The organism is Aquirufa sp. (assembly GCF_044239315.1).
Taxonomy (GTDB): domain Bacteria; phylum Bacteroidota; class Bacteroidia; order Cytophagales; family Spirosomataceae; genus Aquirufa.
Genome location: NZ_JBIIBQ010000006.1, coordinates 77,845 through 95,579 on the forward strand (window position 1 = coordinate 77,845; position 17,735 = coordinate 95,579).

At 43.2% G+C, this 17,735-nt stretch carries 16 protein-coding genes; 4 read left to right on the top strand and 12 right to left on the bottom strand.

Annotated elements, in window-relative coordinates; genetic code table 11:
* Nucleotides 1–2: 2 nt before the first annotated feature.
* The 4 genes from ACILP5_RS03465 to rsmH form a co-directional block, all read right to left on the bottom strand.
* The gene (locus tag ACILP5_RS03465; protein WP_395617266.1) at nt 3–1,421 is read right to left on the bottom strand and encodes a UDP-N-acetylmuramoyl-L-alanyl-D-glutamate--2,6-diaminopimelate ligase; all 1,419 of its coding nucleotides are present in this window, start codon (nt 1,419–1,421) and stop codon (nt 3–5) included.
* Nucleotide 1,422: 1 nt separating this feature from the next.
* A complete protein-coding gene (locus ACILP5_RS03470; protein WP_395617267.1) occupies nt 1,423–3,423 on the bottom strand; it encodes a penicillin-binding protein in 2,001 nt (666 codons plus the stop codon).
* Between the two features lie 149 nt (nt 3,424–3,572).
* Complete coding sequence (locus ACILP5_RS03475; protein ID WP_395617268.1) at nt 3,573–3,956, bottom strand: FtsL-like putative cell division protein; 384 nt, start codon at nt 3,954–3,956, stop codon at nt 3,573–3,575.
* A 1-nt stretch (nt 3,957) separates the two neighbouring features.
* A complete protein-coding gene (gene rsmH / locus ACILP5_RS03480; RefSeq protein ID WP_395617269.1) occupies nt 3,958–4,872 on the bottom strand; it encodes a 16S rRNA (cytosine(1402)-N(4))-methyltransferase RsmH in 915 nt (304 codons plus the stop codon).
* 127 nt (nt 4,873–4,999) lie between these two features.
* Between rsmH and ACILP5_RS03485 the strand changes: the two genes are divergently transcribed.
* The gene (locus ACILP5_RS03485; RefSeq protein WP_395617270.1) at nt 5,000–6,217 is read left to right on the top strand and encodes a peroxiredoxin family protein; all 1,218 of its coding nucleotides are present in this window, start codon (nt 5,000–5,002) and stop codon (nt 6,215–6,217) included.
* Nucleotides 6,217–6,888, top strand: a complete 672-nt coding sequence (locus tag ACILP5_RS03490; RefSeq protein WP_395617271.1) for a phosphatase PAP2 family protein — start codon at nt 6,217–6,219, stop codon at nt 6,886–6,888. The genes ACILP5_RS03485 and ACILP5_RS03490 overlap by 1 nt, the downstream gene beginning before the upstream one ends.
* Here ACILP5_RS03490 and nhaD read toward each other — a convergent pair.
* From nhaD to ACILP5_RS03505, 3 genes are all read right to left on the bottom strand, one after another.
* Nucleotides 6,885–8,138, bottom strand: a complete 1,254-nt coding sequence (gene nhaD, locus ACILP5_RS03495; RefSeq protein ID WP_395617272.1) for a sodium:proton antiporter NhaD — start codon at nt 8,136–8,138, stop codon at nt 6,885–6,887. The genes ACILP5_RS03490 and nhaD overlap by 4 nt on opposite strands.
* A 1-nt stretch (nt 8,139) precedes the next feature.
* Nucleotides 8,140–9,342 carry a pyridoxal phosphate-dependent aminotransferase gene (locus ACILP5_RS03500; RefSeq protein ID WP_395617273.1) on the bottom strand — a complete coding sequence of 401 codons (1,203 nt, stop codon included), beginning with the start codon at nt 9,340–9,342 and terminating at the stop codon, nt 8,140–8,142.
* Nucleotides 9,343–9,427: 85 nt separating this feature from the next.
* Nucleotides 9,428–11,263, bottom strand: a complete 1,836-nt coding sequence (locus ACILP5_RS03505; protein ID WP_395617274.1) for an ABC transporter ATP-binding protein — start codon at nt 11,261–11,263, stop codon at nt 9,428–9,430.
* Between the two features lie 57 nt (nt 11,264–11,320).
* On the opposite strand from ACILP5_RS03505, the gene ACILP5_RS03510 reads away from it, so the two are divergent.
* The gene (locus ACILP5_RS03510) at nt 11,321–12,229 is read left to right on the top strand and encodes a glycosyltransferase family 2 protein (RefSeq protein ID WP_395617275.1); all 909 of its coding nucleotides are present in this window, start codon (nt 11,321–11,323) and stop codon (nt 12,227–12,229) included.
* Between the two features lie 3 nt (nt 12,230–12,232).
* Here ACILP5_RS03510 and ACILP5_RS03515 read toward each other — a convergent pair whose 3' ends face one another.
* The 4 genes from ACILP5_RS03515 to ACILP5_RS03530 are packed head-to-tail and all read right to left on the bottom strand — an operon-like array spanning nt 12,233 to nt 14,991.
* On the bottom strand, nt 12,233–13,123 hold the full coding sequence (locus ACILP5_RS03515; protein WP_395617276.1) for a glycosyltransferase family 2 protein: 891 nt from the start codon (nt 13,121–13,123) through the stop codon (nt 12,233–12,235).
* Nucleotides 13,123–13,998, bottom strand: coding sequence for a glycosyltransferase family 2 protein (locus tag ACILP5_RS03520; protein WP_395617277.1), 876 nt, complete (start codon nt 13,996–13,998; stop codon nt 13,123–13,125). Before ACILP5_RS03520 ends, ACILP5_RS03515 begins: the two co-directional genes overlap by 1 nt.
* Complete coding sequence (locus ACILP5_RS03525) at nt 13,995–14,474, bottom strand: NADH-quinone oxidoreductase subunit C (protein ID WP_395617278.1); 480 nt, start codon at nt 14,472–14,474, stop codon at nt 13,995–13,997. Before ACILP5_RS03525 ends, ACILP5_RS03520 begins: the two co-directional genes overlap by 4 nt.
* A gap of 1 nt (nt 14,475) precedes the next feature.
* Nucleotides 14,476–14,991: an NADH-quinone oxidoreductase subunit B gene (locus tag ACILP5_RS03530; protein WP_395617279.1), complete on the bottom strand. Its 516-nt coding sequence runs from the start codon at nt 14,989–14,991 to the stop codon at nt 14,476–14,478.
* A gap of 61 nt (nt 14,992–15,052) precedes the next feature.
* On the opposite strand from ACILP5_RS03530, the gene recG reads away from it, so the two are divergent.
* Nucleotides 15,053–17,152, top strand: coding sequence for an ATP-dependent DNA helicase RecG (recG, locus tag ACILP5_RS03535; protein ID WP_395617280.1), 2,100 nt, complete (start codon nt 15,053–15,055; stop codon nt 17,150–17,152).
* Here recG and ACILP5_RS03540 read toward each other — a convergent pair.
* Nucleotides 17,149–17,718 (bottom strand): YqgE/AlgH family protein, encoded by a 570-nt coding sequence (locus ACILP5_RS03540; protein ID WP_395617281.1) that lies wholly within the window; start codon nt 17,716–17,718, stop codon nt 17,149–17,151. The genes recG and ACILP5_RS03540 overlap by 4 nt on opposite strands.
* Nucleotides 17,719–17,735: the final 17 nt, after the last annotated feature.

Consider the following 17,735-nt stretch of genomic DNA (forward strand, 5'->3'; position numbering starts at 1 on the left):
ACTCAGCTAAAGGCCTCCCCAAGGACTATTTTATCATCAAAGTCATATTTCACACCCTGAATGTCTTGGTAGTTTTCATGGCCTTTCCCTGCCACTAAAATGATATCTCCTGCACCTGCTAATTCCCGAACCGCATAAAAAATTGCGTCTTTACGATCTGAAACGCGGTGCACCTTGGATTTTAACTCCACTGGAACACCTACCTCCATTTGGTCTAAAATCAATTCCGGATCTTCCTTGCGTGGATTATCAGAGGTTAACACCACTGAATCACTGTATTTTGCAGCTAATTCGGCCATAATAGGTCGCTTACCTGTGTCGCGATTCCCACCACAACCCACTACTGTAATGATTCTTTGAGATTTATCTCGAATCGTTTGAATTGTTTTCAAGACATTTTCTAAAGCATCTGGGGTATGGGCATAATCCACTATCCCCATTTTATTTTGAGATCCCGCTAATTGCTCAAACCGGCCAGGTGCTGTTTTAAGGGCCGAAATCTGCACCAATACTTCGTGTGATTCTTCGCCTAATAAGAGTGCCGCCGCATAAATTCCCAATAAATTATAAGCGTTAAAAGTCCCTATTAACTGTGCGTGCACTTGCTGGTGGTCGATCTCTAATTGCAAACCGCCCACGCCGTTGCTGATAATCTTCGCCTTAAAGTCTGCTGCGTTTAATAATCCGAAACCGTATTTCTTTGCTGCCGTGTTTTGTAACATCACCATTCCACGCTTGTCATCTACGTTTGTTAACGCGAAGGAAGATGCGGGGAGGGCGTCGAAGAAGCCTTTTTTGGCCTTAATGTATTCGTCAAAAGTCTCGTGGAAATCTAAATGATCGCGGGTAATATTCGAGAAAATGGCACCTGAAAATTGCACACCATGAATACGTTTCTGAACTACCGCATGAGAACTCACCTCCATAAAGGCATGACTACAACCCGCCGAAACCATATCCGCAAGCAAGGCATTTAAACTCAAGGCATCCGGCGTCGTGTGCGTCGAAGGAATGACCTTGTCTTCAATCTTATTTACCACCGTCGAAATCAATCCACACCGATGACCCAAACGCTTAAACAATTCAAATAATAAGGTAACGGTGGTCGTTTTTCCATTGGTACCCGTTATCCCCACTAACTTTAATTTCTTCGAAGGATGACCAAAAAACTCAGCCGCTGCCTCCGCTAAAGCCTCATTTGAATCAGCAACTTGAACACATTGTACATCTGATGGGACATTTGATGGTCGTTTTTCTACCACCCAAAAGGTGCAGCCTTGCTCATATACTTGAGGCAAAAAAGAATGACCATCCACCTGCGTTCCAGGAATGGCAAAAAATACGGAACCGGCAGTTGCTTTCCGGGAATCAAAGCACAAATTCTCAATGTCAACACCTGGAAATAAAGAGATTTGAGCCATATTAATGCAATTGTATAAAGACTAAACTGTTTTTTGCAGCGGCAGAGCCGGCAGGAATAGATTGATTCGTTACCGTCCCAAAACCATTCGCCCGAACCTTCAAACCCTTATTTTCTAACGCAAACAAGGCATCGCGTAAATTCATCCCCACCACATTAGGAACCGTCTTAGGAGTCATGGTGATCGCTTGATTTTTCACCGTTTTCTTCTCCAAATTAAAGTTCAACCACTGTCCATTTTCTTCCACTTTAGGTAGGCCTAATCGGGAGAATAAGATGTTTTGATCGCCTGGATGGATGGTATGTGCTAATTTGTTTTTATTCAATGAATCAGGCAAATAACCCCGTAGTGTTTGCTGCAATTTCATGTCGCGCAAATAAATTCGGTCAGAAATCTCCTTAAATACAGGGGCTGTTACTTGGCGTGCATACGTTCCCTCTGCACTTCCCTTAGGCTCATCCACGGCGATAATCATGGTATACTTAGGATTCTTCACTGGGAAATAGCCCGCAAAGGTGGTGTAGTAATTTCCTTTTCGATAGCCTTTGGCTCCCGTAACCGTTCTTTGAGCAGTACCTGTTTTACCAGCGATGCCATAAACCGAACCCTTAATATTGTTAGCTGTTCCTTTCGTCACAACACCCTCTAACATAATTTTCAATTTCTGTAAGGTCTCCGGCGAACATAAAGGCTTCGAGTCACGAATTTGTGAAGCAGTAAAATCTGTTACCACTTCATCACCCCGAGTAGCCTTACTTACCACAATAGGCTGAATCCAATACCCATTGTTCGCAATAGCATTATAAAAAGCTAAAATTTGTAATGGAGTATATTGAGTCGAATAGCCTACTGAAGACCACAATAACTGCAATCCATCCCATTTAGAAGGTACAGGGAAAACGGGTTTTCGACTAGGCTTCAACTGAAAGTCCAAGGATTCAATCAAATGGTATTTCTTCAAGTAATTGTAAAACTTCTCATTATTCGATGTACCAAAAGCCTCCTGAACCAGCTTCATCGTTCCCACATTAGAGGAACTTGTAATCACTTGCTCTAACGATATCGTACCTAATGGGTGGGAGTCTGACATGACCCCATTGTACAAACGAAATTTACCATCACCTGTGTTCACCATCTTAGTCAGTGGGTAATTCTTTTCCTCTAATACCGCCATAATGGAAGGCAATTTAAATACCGATCCAGGGTCGCGTGCCTCTAATAATGCATAATTATAGGTTTCAGAATATCCGGTGGGCGAAAGGGGATTAGCCGCAATATTCGACAAGGCCTTAATTTTACCTGTCGAGGTCTCCATCACGATCGCCACAGCGTAATTTCCCTTAAAGATTTTCATCCCATTTAAAAGGGCAGATTCCACTATCTCTTGGATATTTATGTCTATCGTAGAGTGCAAGTCCACGCCAGCCACCGGCAGCTTAGGCTCATCGCCAGGCTCTGGACGCCAGGTATTATTATCCATTTTCTCATACATGCCCTCTCCAAATTCTCCCCTTAATTCTTTATCAAAACTATTTTCAATTCCAACACGGCCTTTATCACGCAAATCTTTTAAGTATCCAACAGTTCTATATGCCATTTGGCCAAAGGGTGCGTAACGCACATTAATTTTATCAAAAACAACCCCCGATTGATTCGATGTTTTCGCATCCTTAAACAATGGGAAACTCAATACCTTCTTCTTTTCTTGGTAATCCAATAGGCGATTATTCAAGAGCAAATACGTTCGACCACTGCGTCTGGCTGCCGCTATTTTTTCCTTGTATTCATCTGCTGTGCGATCTTTAAAGAAATTAGAAAGCGCCGCAGCTAGACCATCAATGTGCTGCTTGTAAAACTCATCTGCTTTCGCGTTCCCTGTCAATACAGACGGGTCCATCCCTAAACGATATTTAGGCAAAGTAGTAGACAATAAACTACCATCATCTGAGTAGATATTTCCTCGGGTCGCCTCGATTTTTCGCTTCTTTACATAGGTAGCCATTGCCTCCGACCGAAATCTGGGTCCTTTCAAAACAACCACCTTATACAAACTGAATAGCAGGTACAAGAAAACAGCCAAAATGATAATAAAAAACGTGTAAAAACGTCTTGTAATTAAGCCCCGAATATTAGGTCTTTTCTCTTTAGCCATTACTTATCTTTGTCTACTTTAATGATGATTTTAGTAGGAGGAATCGTGCTTACACCTATTTGATAACGTCTTAAGGTTTCTTCCAAATTACTTTGCTTACTTACCTTCATGTACTCCGCTTTTTGCGTTGTATAATCAGCTCGATCCTCTTCTAACGCACTTTTTTCCTTCTGTATTTGATGTAGTTTACCATCCGCTAACATCGAATAATAGATATTTACGAGGGTCAAAAAGGCTACGAAAGCAATTCTTTTCACCCACATGACTGGCAGCTCACCGCCCGTGAAATAATCGATATTGAAGATGGAATCAAAGATCCCCTCTTTTTTAGGTGATGAAATTCGCTTAGCCCCTTCCTCCTTTGGTTCGATCGGTGTTGCCATATTATAATTTAGACGCTATTCGTAGTTTAGCGCTTCTTGAGCGCGGGTTTAATTTCAATTCTTCTTCAGAGGCGGTGATTGGTTTGCGAATCACAGACTCCAAGGGGCGGTGTACCACCCCGTACAAATCCTTATCCTCTTTCCCTTGCACATTTCCGGCTTTGATAAAATTCTTCACCAAACGATCCTCTAACGAGTGAAACGACATGATGACTAATCTGCCTTCTGGCTTCAAAACCGCCGGGGACTGTACTAAAAATTCTTCGATGACGGCTAGCTCTTGATTCACTTCAATTCGAATCGCCTGAAAGACCTGAGCGAAGTATTTAAACTCCCGGTGTTTAGGAGCTAATTTATTCAAAATTTCTTTAAATTCCTGCGTGGTCTCTAGGGCTTTTCTGGTCCGGGCTTGAATAATAGCTTGGGCCAAAGTTCGGGCATTCTTCACTTCCCCATACATTCCCAAAATGCGCTGTAATTCCTCCGCAGAATATGTATTCAATAATTCTGCAGCAGTCATGGATGCCGAGGGACCCATCCGCATGTCCAAAGGCCCATCAAAACGAATTGAAAATCCTCTTTCAGGGGCGTCCAATTGAAAGGATGACACCCCAAAATCCGCTAAAATTCCATCCACCTGTTTAACGCGATGTAAGCGTAAATATTTTTCTAAGTAGCGAAAATTTGCCGTGATTAGCGTTAAGCGATCATCATCGATCTTTTCTGCTTGCTCCCAGGCATCCGGATCTTGATCAAAAGAAAATAACCTGCCTTCCGGACCCAGCTTCGCTAAAATAGCTTTCGAATGCCCGCCTCCTCCAAAGGTCACATCCACATAGGTTCCCGAAGGATTTATGTGTAAACCATCGATGCATTCAGGCAACATGACGGAGGTATGGTAGGTGTTTTCTGGCATAATTTTGGACGAAAACAAAAATACAAATTATCCCTCGGCTATGCCACCAATTTGCGAATTTGTACCCGTTTTTTTTGTGGCAAGTTTCGAACGCGTATCTTTGCCCAAACGCCATTTATATTCTTGTATGAAAAAGACTTTGTTTACACTCTTATTTGCCCCCTTATTGAGCCTTGCTCAGGTGCCTGTTTCAGGAATTTGGCGAGCAGAAATTTCTACACATGGAGGAGCTCTACCGATACATTTCGAAATAAATGCCGGCTCTAAATCCGGTAATCTAGATATCAAATTGATCAATGGAGCCGAAAAATCTACTCTTGGTGAATCGTATTTTAGAGCTGATTCTCTTGTCATTCCATTCGACCTGTACGACGCTGAACTTGTATTTAGGGTAACAAAAACGACTGAGATGAGCGGGTTTTTCGTCAAAAAAAGAAATGGCAAAACGGCTTATCGCCTGGCCATTTCTGCACTTGCTGGCGAGACAGACAGATTTACAAACCTAAAACCTTCCAGTGTAAAGGTAAGCGGCAAATGGATGGCAGATTTCTTTAGTGATGCCACAAATCACAGCCCTGGCGTGGGAGTCTTCGAACAAATAGGAAACAAGGTGACCGGGACTTTTTTGCGTACCTCTGGCGATTACCGGTTTTTACAAGGAAATGTCAGTGGTGACAGTTTATTTCTAAGCTATTTCGATGGTAGTGGTGTCAACATGTTAAGAGCAAAAGTAAACGGAACGCATTTTACTGGCCGATATACTTCTGGATTAAGTGTGGTAAGAACAGTGGAAGCGACATTTGATCCAAATGCAGCCTTACCTGATCTGAAGAAATTAAGCTTCCTAAAACCTGGTTACGATCGAATCGATTTCAAATTACCCACCACATCAGGTGAGTTAATTAGTTTACAAGATGAGCGCTTCAAGAATAAAGTGGTCGTTATTGAATTAATGGGATCTTGGTGCCCAAACTGTTTGGATGAATCCAGGTATTTGTCTCCCTTTTACAATAAATACAAGGATAAAGGAGTAGAAGTGATAGGTCTTGCTTTTGAAAATTCGGCAGATTTGGCGATTTCAGGTCCGAAAATCAATAATTTCCAAAAGAAAATCGGTATCAGTTATCCCCTCCTATTTGCAGGCACGGCAGAGGATAAAACCATTGCGCAAGTGCTACCGATGCTGAGTAAAATGAACGGCTATCCAACCACTTTTATCATTGATAGAAAGGGAATCGTGAGAGAGATTCATACCGGTTTCTCAGGACCTGGTACCGGAAAATATTATGCGGATTGGATCTCAGATTTTGAGCAAACTGTTCAGAGCCTTTTAGCTGAAAAATAATGAGAGTTCTCGCCTTACTTTGTTTGATTTCTTTGACAGCTCAGGCTGAAAAACCTTCCGTAAAAAAATGGATGACACCACTAGCCTTGGGAATTGCTAGTGGCATTACCTACAACCCATTTGCAAAGCAGATTCAATCAAACATAGTGGCGCCTGGAAAATTAACGCCTTTAGATGGATATATTCAATATGGTCCTGCTGCCCTGTATGTGGGCTTGAATATTGCCAAATTTAAAAGTACGGAGGCTGCTTTTGATCAGGCAGGGGTTTTTCTTATTGGGACGGGAATTTATGCGGCAACTACGTATGGATTAAAAGCGGCCATCACAGAACCAAGACCCGATGGATCTGCAAAAACTTTTTCCTCTGGACATACCGCGACTGCCTTTTTCGGGGCGACCGTTTTAGCACATGAGTACATGGATACCCATCCTGAATTGGTCATTGCTGGGTATACGCTTGCAGCTGCCACTGGCGCTTTACGCATCGCGAATAATAAACATTGGGTAACAGACGTGTTGATGGGATCCGCGATAGGTATTGCTTCGGCAGAATTAGCCTATATTTTATACCCGAAAGTGCGTACTCATTGGCAAAAACTGAATCGATTTACCTTGACTCCTCAAGTATCACCAGCGTATTACGGTGCGAGTGTGACTGTTGGTTTTTAATGCAAAAGTAAATAGAGTCCTGCACCTGCGAAATACCCCACTAAGGCAAGAAAGCCTATTTTTTTCAGGTACCAGCCAAATTCGATTTTCTCCATTCCCATCACGGCAACACCTGCCGCAGAACCAATAATCAGGATACTACCACCCGTTCCAGCACAGAAAGCGAGGTATTCCCACATCGCGTGATCCATAGGAAAATCGGTTAACGAATACATCCCCATTGTAGCCGCGACTAACGGTACATTATCTACCACCGCAGAAGCTAAACCTATGATGGTGACAATTAGGTTTTGGTTACCTAAAGTTTGAGCTAACTGATCTGAAAGTGCATGTAGATAACCAAAAGATTCTAAACCTCCTATGGCTAAAAGTATTCCTAAGAAAAAGAGAATGCTAGACGTATCTATTTTAGTTAGTGCGTATCCCACACTTAAGTGTTTTTTAGCTGCTTCGTCCTTTTCTGAATGCAATAGTTCAGACAAAATCCAAACCAATCCCAAGGCCAACAAAATACCCATATAAGGGGGCAAATGGGTGAGAGACTTAAATACAGGAACGCCTAATAAGGAACCTGCGCCAGCGAAAAGCATGATTTTTCCATCTCTTTGCTCTTGTGATGTTAATTGCTCAGTGCCAAGCGGCTGACCGATCGTCTGGTTTTTCAAGACATAGGATGCCATGCCTAAAGGCACCACTAAGGAGACTAAAGCAGGTAAGAATAAGACCTGGATGATTCCTAAGGCTGATATTTGGCCACCTATCCACAACATTGTAGTCGTGACATCACCAATGGGCGACCAAGCACCACCAGCATTCGCGGCGATAACTACTATACCGACAAAATACTTGCGGGTTTCCTTATTGCTTATCAACTTCCGTAACAAGGTGACCATCACAATCGCAGTGGTCAAATTGTCCAATACAGCGGACATAAAGAAGGTGATCAAACCCACTATCCAAAGCAGCTTAATCACCTTATCTGTTTTAATCAATCTCGAAACGAAATAAAATCCTTGATGGGCATCCACTAATTCCACCAGGGTCATCGCACCTAACAGGAAGAACAAAATCTCCGAAGTCGAAGCTAAGTGATGACCTAATTCCGTAGTTGAACCTGTTGAAATCGCATACATGGTCCACACTAAAACGCCTGTAACTAATGCAGAGGCTGTCTTATTTATCTTCAAAGGATGCTCGAAAGCAATAGCTAAATAGCCTACAAGGAAGATAAGTATGGACGCAATTCCCATCTTATTTTAATTTAGCCACGGCCGCTTTGATGCGATCGCAAGCTTCTACTAGTTGCTCATCAGCTGCAGCAGTTGAAATACGCATACAATCTGGTGCACCGAAACCTGAACCAGCCACGGTAGCAACAAACGAATCTGCTAATAACCAAGAACAGAAATCATCTGAATCATTGATCATGGTAGTACCATCTGATTTACCGAAGTAATAAGAAATATCTGGGAAGGCATAGAATGCGCCTTCTGGCATATTCACTTTGAAACCTGGGATCTCGCGTAATTTCTCTACTACTAATTTACGGCGGCGATCGTAGGCCGCTTTCATTTCGTAAGCATGATCCAAGCCTCCGTTAAAGGCAGCCACTGCCGCTTTTTGAGCGATAGAGTTCGTCCCTGAAGTCACTTGACCTTGTAATTTTTCGATACCGTCTGCGATCCATTTCGCTGCAGCAATAAATCCAATTCTCCAACCAGTCATCGCATGGCCTTTCGCTACCCCGTTTACCGTGATAACGCGCTCTTTGATTTCTGGAATAGAACCGATCGAGAAGTGACCACCTTGCGTGAAGTTGATGTACTCGTAAATTTCATCCGCTAGGACATAAATATTTTCATGACGCGCTACCACGTTCGCGATATCACGTAATTCTGATTCTGTGTAAACCGATCCAGTCGGATTGTTAGGAGATGCGAACATCACCATCTTCGTTTTAGGCGTGATGGCTGCTTCGAATTGCTCTGGAGTCACTTTGAAATTGTTATCAAAAGCACCTTGTACGATGACCGAAGTTCCTTCTGCAAGTTTCACCATCTCTGAGTAAGAAACCCAATAAGGAGAGAAGATGATTACTTCGTCGCCTGGGTTAATTAAAGCTGCAATCGCGTTTGCTAAGGAGTGTTTTGCCCCGGTGCTCACGACGATGTTTTCAGAACCCCACTCCAAGTTGTTATCACGCTTTAATTTATTCGCAATTGCCATGCGCAAGTCAGGATAACCAGCTACGGGTGAGTACCCGTGGAAACCATCATCAATCGCCTTTTTCGCTGCCTCACAGATGTGAGCAGGTGTTTTAAAATCTGGCTCTCCTACAGAAAGACTGATTACTTTGTGACCTTGGGCTGCTAATTCACGCGCTTTTTTGGTCATCCCTAACGTAGATGATTCTTCTAATGCTTGAATTCTTTGGGCTAATTGTGCTTGTGACATGGTATCTAGAAACGAATATTTGTATATAAAAACGGTAGCAAAATTACTTTTTTGCGAACGGATAAGCTAATAAAATGTGTAAAAATTAGGCTGTAATGCCTTGTGCCAAAACCGCGTAGGCCCCTTTCTTGTTCTTCAACAATTCTTCATGGGTGCCGCGTTCGATGATTTCGCCTTTTTGGACGACTAAAATCTGATCCGCATGTTGAATTGTAGATAAGCGATGGGCTATCACTAGCACGGTGCGGTTCTCCATCAAATGATTTAGTGCTTCTTGTACAAGTTTTTCGGATTCATTATCTAATGCACTAGTCGCTTCGTCTAAAATTAAAATAGGTGGATTTTTGAGAACGGCGCGGGCGATGGAGATGCGCTGTCTTTGGCCACCTGATAATTTAGACCCTCGATCCCCTATCACCGTTTCATATCCCTCCGGATTCGCAACAATAAAATCATGCGCATTCGCGATTTTCGCTGCCGCTTTCACTTCTTCTAACGAGGCTTCCGTCCCAAAGGCGATGTTATTGAAAATGGTATCGTTAAATAAGACAGATTCCTGGGTTACAATACCCATTAAGCCTCTTAAGTCGTCCAAAGGAATGTTCTTCAAGTTCACTCCATCTAACGTAATTTTCCCCGTTGAAGTATCGTAAAAGCGGGGCAGTAAATCCGCAAGTGTAGACTTTCCGCCTCCTGAAGTTCCCACTAGGGCAATCGTCTTACCTCTTGGAATATCAAAACTAATTTTTTGAAGGATTGAGCGACCTTTCACATATTCAAAACCAACATTATCAAAGGAGATCTTATCTTTAAATTCTTTCACGGCAGTGATAGGCTCTTCCGCTACAATTTCTGATGGTGTATCTAGGATTTCAATAATGCGATCTGCAGAAGCCATTCCACGTTGAATGCCGCTAAAAGCATCGGCAATGGATTTAGCAGGACGCATGACCTGAGAAAAAGTAGCAATAAAGGCAATAAAGGTGGAAGCTGACAATTCACCTTCTCCACTGATTACCAAACTACCTCCGTACAACAAAATGCCTGTCAGAACGAATACCCCTAAAGTTTCAGAGGTAGGTGACGTTAATTCTTGCCGAAAAACCATCTTCAAAAGTGAATGTCGGTACCGATCATTGCCAGCTCTAAAGCGGGCATCCATCATTCTCTCCGCCCGAAATGCCTTCACCACACGCATCGCCCCAAATGTCTCATCTAATAAACTAATGATTCCACTTAAGTGCTGTTGTACCTCTGATGCTGCACGTCGTAATCTTCGCGAAATGGTGGCTATAACTGAACCTGAGAGTGGTAATATAATCAGAGAAAACAAGGTTAATTTAATGGACATACTTGCCAGAAAAACAAAGAACAAAATCAAAGTAAATAGCTCTTTAAACGTGGCAGTAAATGCGCGACCTATACTATTTTCCACTTCTTGCACATCGGTGGTCAGACGAGACATTAAGTTTCCTTTTTTCTGCTCTGTGAAATAGCTTAAATCTAAACGGATGGCACGTTCAAAAACGGCTTGGCGTAACGAAAAAATGGTATCCGCTTCCACCCTTTTGAGAACTCGTTGAGAGAAATAACGGAAAAAATTCGCCAAAATCACTGAAACCAAAATAGCTCCGCAGGCATATTGCAGCGCTCCAATTCGACCAAAATTCTCCAAAGCACCATAAAAATAGTGATTGAACACGAAAGAGAAATAAGAAGGCGTTAGCGAAAAAGCGGGTAGCACACGGTAAATCTGCATGTTTTCCGGAGCTGACTGATTGAACAAAACATTCAAAAGAGGAATCAGCAAGGTAAAATTTAGAATGCCAAACAAACTCGCTAGTAAGGAAAATCCGAAGTATGGAAAAACATACTTACGGATCGAAACGGCATAGCTTAGTAAGCGAAAATATGTTTTCAATGCGGCTTTTTATCAAAATTTTGGTCAAATTACGACAATTTTCAGAAACTACTCCGAATGTCACCCTTAATTTCCATTGTGATGGCCACCTATAACGGGGAGAAATACCTCCGGGAACAGGTGGACAGCCTGCTCTTGCAAAGCTATCCTTATTTGGAATTTATTTTTGTGGACGACGCCTCGACAGACGGGACTCTTACTATTTTGCGCGATTATGCCGCTCGTGATTCGCGCATTCAGCTCATAGAAAACTCCGTTAATCAAGGCTATCGCAAAACGTTTGAGAAGGGCATCTTAAAAGCTAAAGGTGAATTCATCGCCTTATCTGATCAGGACGATTATTGGCTACCTTCAAAAATTACTGAACTAGCCAACTCAATTGGTGATTATTCCTTGATTTATTCCGACTCAGCGTTAGTGGATGATTCTGGCAAATTTATAGGCAAAAAAATGTCTGACATTAAGCGCCAAATAGCTTATAGCAGTCCATTAATGTACACTTTTGGAGCTTGGGCTCCTGGACATAGTATGTTATTTCGAAAGGATTTGCTTCACTTTGCCTTGCCCGTAGTTGATTACGTAGCGCATGATTATTTAATTGGATTTGCAGCCACCTGTGCTGGAGGAATCACCTATCTGCCTAAATCTCTCGTTCATTATCGTCAGCATGCCACTAATACCATAGGGGCAAATTTAAAGAATGCTACAAAACCTTATAAAACGAAAAAAGAGCGTAATCATCTCATCAATTTGCGTCTACAGCTTATCTACGAAAGATGCCCAGAAGGTGATGATAAAGTGATATTAAAAAACTTTGCACAAGCTTGTGCGGGTTATTCGATAAATGATAGAATCAAGCGTGTAATCATTTTAATGAAACACCACCGTGCGATGCTAGCCTACAAAGGGAAATCTCCATTGGGCAGTTTCCTATATAGCTTCAAACTTCTAATTTCAATTTACTAAAAGCTATTTTCTAAACGGAAGACTCAGGCGGTAATACAGATTTTTCAACTGAACTGTCACAGGAATCGGACGTTGTTCTAACGGACCATCAAAACGGTCGCCTCTTCTTAAATAATACTTCGACAAGGTAGACGAGGTCATTCCCCATTTGCGAATAAACTGGTAATATCCCTTATTCTGCTTCACTCGTTTCACGGAGATGGATCCAAAATGATACACTCTACTCCGAGAAATCCCCTTAAATAAACGAACTCCCGCCTGCCAGCATTTCATCGAAAAATCGGGATCTGAATACATCCCAGGGGTGAATTCATTCGAATAACCTCCTACCTTTTCCCACAAAGAACGGTGAACCACATTAGGTGGCCAAGTCGCTCCCTGCCAATCGTGGAAAGGTAATGAATTATATGTTTCTAATAATCTCGCCTCTTCGAAAGTGGCAATCGAACGACCGAAATCAGCCTGAATGGAGCAAGCACTCTGAGCTTTAGGCTCGATGGCTGTAGCGGATAAAAAGAATTCTGTATGTCCTATTTTCAGGATCTCCTCCTTCAGAAAGCCATCCCAATTAGGCAGCACGTACATATCATCATTCAAATACAAGAAATAATCTGCACGTGCTAGCTCCACCATCGCGTTCATCGCATAGCAAACGCCCACGTTAATGGAACTATAAGAAAATGCGATATCTTTTTGTGATTCAACCCACTCTTTCGAACCATCGTTTGATTCATTCAGATGCAAGACGATTTCATAGGATGTTGTTGAATGTTTTCTGATCGCCTCCACGCATAATTGTAAATAGGCTAAATTATTCCAAGATGGAATGAGGATGGAGAAATAGGGCTTTTGGGGCGCCTTCGCAGCAGGGAAAAATTGAATCGACTCTTCCATTACAGCAGGCGGTAATTTTTATATTCCCCAACACGGTAACCCGTTAGGTCCTCGATTTTCTGTAAGATTTTACGACGCAGGCTCATTTTCATCTCTAATTCTATTGGATCGAAATAGAAAGGCCAGTTAGAAAGGGCCACGCGATCCGCCATCACGGCCGGGTGTGTACCCTCAAAACGGAAAAGTCGCTCTGCATTACCATAATCAAACTGATAATCTGCTGGAACATTTTCTGCTAACCAAGCATCTTCATGGTAGAATTGAGTAAAGTTTCGCACCTTATTATTCAGTCCTTCGGGCGGTTTTACCCAGCCATAATGGTTGATGTAAGCGGGAATCAGCTTCACTTTCATCTTGTTGCCGTCCTTTCTGAAACCCTGCGCATCTTTGTAGGAATGAACACCTGGGTGCATTTTCACCACCCGAATTTCTCTTCTGTACCAGCGTCTTGACACCGCCACATGCTGATAAGATCCATAGAAATGTCGATAATGGAAAAGCAATCCTTCGACGTTATCATTCCTTAAGTTCGCTTCCATCGCTGCTTTAACGATAGGCAGATCAGCCTCGTGGACACATTCGTCGCCCTGAATATAGAAAGCCCAATCGATGTCTTTGGAAATTGCCTGAAGCGCTTTATCCGTTTCTAAGGCAAAAGTCGCTCCACCCTCGCGTTTCGTATCATCCCAAACCGTCTCCACAATCTTGATTTTATCCGAAGGAATACCTTGAATTAAGGCCAAAGTATCATCTTCTGAATTGCCTACTGCCACTACAAATTCATCGCAGAGGGACAAAATAGAGGTGATAGCTTCCACGATCGCATAATCGTTCTTCACCGCATTTCGAATAAAGGTAAAGCCCGCTATTTTCATCGATCGTATTTCACTTGAATACCGTGGTATTTCGATTGTTCTACGTAATCTTTACGCAATGGATGACCTTCCCAGTCCTCTGGAAGCAATATTCTACGTAAATCAGGATGACCCTTAAATTGAATTCCATAAAAATCAAAGGCTTCGCGCTCATGCCAATCCGCTGTTCTCCAGACAGATGAAACAGAAGATACAGTGGGCTTTGATCGATCTAAGATCACGCGCAAGTGAAAGGTTACGTGATTTGGGATCGAATACAGAGTATAAATGACTTCCATTTTCCCTGCTTCTGGGCCTTGATCGATGGCTGTCAGACAGGAAAGGGAATCAAAATAGGTAGACGGATTCTTCCAAAGAAACTCGCAGACAGGCAAAATATGCTCAGCCGGTAAGGTCAAACGCCCCATATCCTCTTCCCATTCGGCTTCGAATTTGAATTGCGTTTGAACTAAATCTTTGATCGATATTAAATCCATCTTATTTATTTAAGGCAGCTAGAATACGCTTAGGCACCACTAAACTCTCTTGATTAATCTTTTGCTGTAATTTAATGATCCCGCCTAACAAGGCTTCTGGACGCGGTGGGCAACCGGGAACATACACATCAACCGGAATGATTTTATCCACCCCTTTTACTACGTGATACCCGTGCTCCCAATAAGGTCCGCCACAATTTGCACATGATCCCATGGAAATCACATAACGCGGTTCTGGCATTTGTTCGTAGAGACGGCGGATGCGATCAGCCATTTTAAAGGTCACGGTTCCGGCCACAATCATTACGTCAGATTGGCGCGGGGAAGGCCGAGGAAACACCCCAAAACGATCTAAATCATAACCAGAGGCAAAAGCCTGCATCATTTCAATCGCGCAACACGCTAAACCAAAACTCATCGGCCAAAGCGAACTCGCCCGAGCCCAATTAAATAAATCCTCTACATTGCTCAACACAAAGCCATCGGATTCAAATTCTTGGTCTAAAAAACTCTTCATGTTTGGGGGTATTTTCGCAATCGTTCTGTAAATATACCTAAATTCACAAAATTTTTCGTCTATGTCGCTCGCAGCTTTTTTCGATACTGATTTAGCCAAACTCCGTGGGATGACCCCCGCGAAGCTATCGCTATTGCAGACGGAACTCGGGATGTTCAACTACGGCGACTTGATTCAGTATTTCCCCTTCCGCTACGAAGACAGAACCCTGGTTCACCCCATCGGCTCGATAACGGACGATATGGACCATGCACAGTTCATCGGCCGAATTCGGTTCAAAGAAAAAATAGGCGCAGGCCACCGCCAGCGCATCGTTGCGCAAGTTTGCGACGCGTCAGGCTGCATAGAAATTGTTTGGTTTCAGGGAGTCAAATGGCTTGAAAAATCCTTAAACACCGGAGTCGACTACCTCTTTTACGGCAAGCCGACTAGCTTTAACGGACAACTTCAAATGACCCATCCAGAGATGGAGGTCTACAAAGGAGAACAAGCGACAGGGAAATATTTCCAACCCGTTTATCCCTTAACGGAGAAGCTGCGCAAGAAATACATCGACAGTAAAGCCATAGCCACACTGCAGAAAAACCTGTTAGAGATTGCATTTCCCTACATACGCGAAACCTTACCTGCAGAAGTCAATGCGCAGTTTAAGTTGATCTCAAAGCAAGAGGCGCTGTACCATATTCATTTACCCCAAAGCGAAAACTGGCTGCACCAAGCGAGAAGGCGACTGAAATTTGAGGAACTTTTTTATAATCAACTGCGACTGATTAAGCAGAATTTGATTCGCAAAGTGGCTTTCCCGGGTCAAGTTTTTTCTTCGGCGGCACTTTTAACCAAGTTCTACCAAGAGCACATGCCATTCGAATTAACGAATGCACAGAAGCAGGTGATTCGGGAGATTTTTGCTGACATGCGATCGGGTCAACAGATGAACCGTTTATTGCAGGGGGATGTGGGATCTGGAAAGACGATTGTGGCGTTTATTTCGATGCTTTTGGCGATTGATAACGGGACTCAGGCCTGCTTGATGGCGCCTACGGAGATTTTAGCAGATCAACATTACCAAGGTTTGAAGAAGTTCGCGGACTTATTAGGTTTGACGATTGCGAAGTTGACCGGCTCTGTGAAAAAGAAGGATCGAGTGGGACTGCACGAGGATTTACAGTCCGGTAAATTGCAGATTCTAGTGGGAACGCATGCCTTATTCGAGGATTCTGTTCAGTTCAAAAACCTGGGAATGTGCATCATCGATGAGCAGCACCGGTTCGGGGTAGCACAGCGGGCTAAGCTTTGGGATAAGAATAAGGAGTTTCATCCGCACATTTTAGTGATGACGGCGACGCCGATTCCACGGACTTTAGCGATGACACTTTATGGAGATTTAGATATTTCGATAATTAACGAATTACCCGTGGGTCGCAAGCCTATTCAGACTACACATCGCTACGATAGCCACCGCTTGCAGGTTTTCGGTTTCATCCAAAACGAGTTAAGCAAGGGGCGTCAGATTTATATCGTCTATCCGTTGATCGAGGAATCCGAAAAAATGGACTTCAAAGACCTGATGGATGGTTACGAGAGTATATCAAGAGCCTTCCCGGAGGTGCCTTTGGGCATTTTGCATGGAAAAATGAAGCCCGCGGACAAGGATATCGAGATGGCCCGTTTCGTGAAAAACGAAACCAAGATCATGGTGGCCACAACCGTCATCGAGGTGGGGGTAAACGTACCGAACGCTTCCATTATGATCATCGAAAGTGCGGAAAGATTCGGCTTATCCCAATTGCATCAGCTGAGAGGCCGCGTAGGTCGGGGTGCTGAACAGAGTTATTGCATCTTGATGACGGGCTATAAAATATCGGCAGATACAAAGAAACGCATCGACACCATGGTTAAAACGAACAATGGATTCGAAATCGCAGAGGTGGATTTGCAATTACGTGGTCCCGGGGATATTTCGGGCACTCGCCAAAGTGGCGCCATCGACCTGATGATCGCTGACCTCGCAAAAGATGGTGAAATTCTAAAGGTAGCTAGAGAAACGGCGCAAAAAATCTTAGAAGAAGATCCTAACCTAGAAAAGCCAGGCTACCAAATGATTCGCGAACAAGTACGTTCACAGCGCAAAGACACCACCAACTGGGCGAGAATATCCTAGTTTAAAGTAGGGTCATCTGGATAAGTGGAGAGAACTCTGAAATCACCCCCTTTGGCATACATAATCTTCCGCCACAACGACTCATGCGATTCATCAAAAACCAATTTATCATTCCCCGGATGCAAAATCCACGCATTCGACTTCACCTCACGCGCTAATTGCCCCGCTCCCCAGCCGGAATAGCCAATGAAAAATTTGATTTCATCAAATCCGATCTCACCAGCTACCACCTTATCGATTGCTACTTCGAAGCTTCCAGACCAAAAAATCCCCGGACCTATCAAGACCCCATCTGGAATTAAATCAGGTCTACGATGCACAAACTGCATAATCGTAGGATCCACCGGGCCTCCGGAATACAAAGGAACATCCTCCAGCACCTTCTCATCCACAAAAGAATCAAAGACAATTTCCTGCTTATTATTCAGCACTAAACCGAACGAATGGGCATTGGTATGCTCACAAAGTAAAATGACCGAACGATGAAACGACGGGTCCTCTAAGAAGGGCTCAGCTAACAAAAGCATGCCAGGTTCTAAATCCTCCACAGAATAATTCGGGTGCATAGCGCAGAAATTAGTAA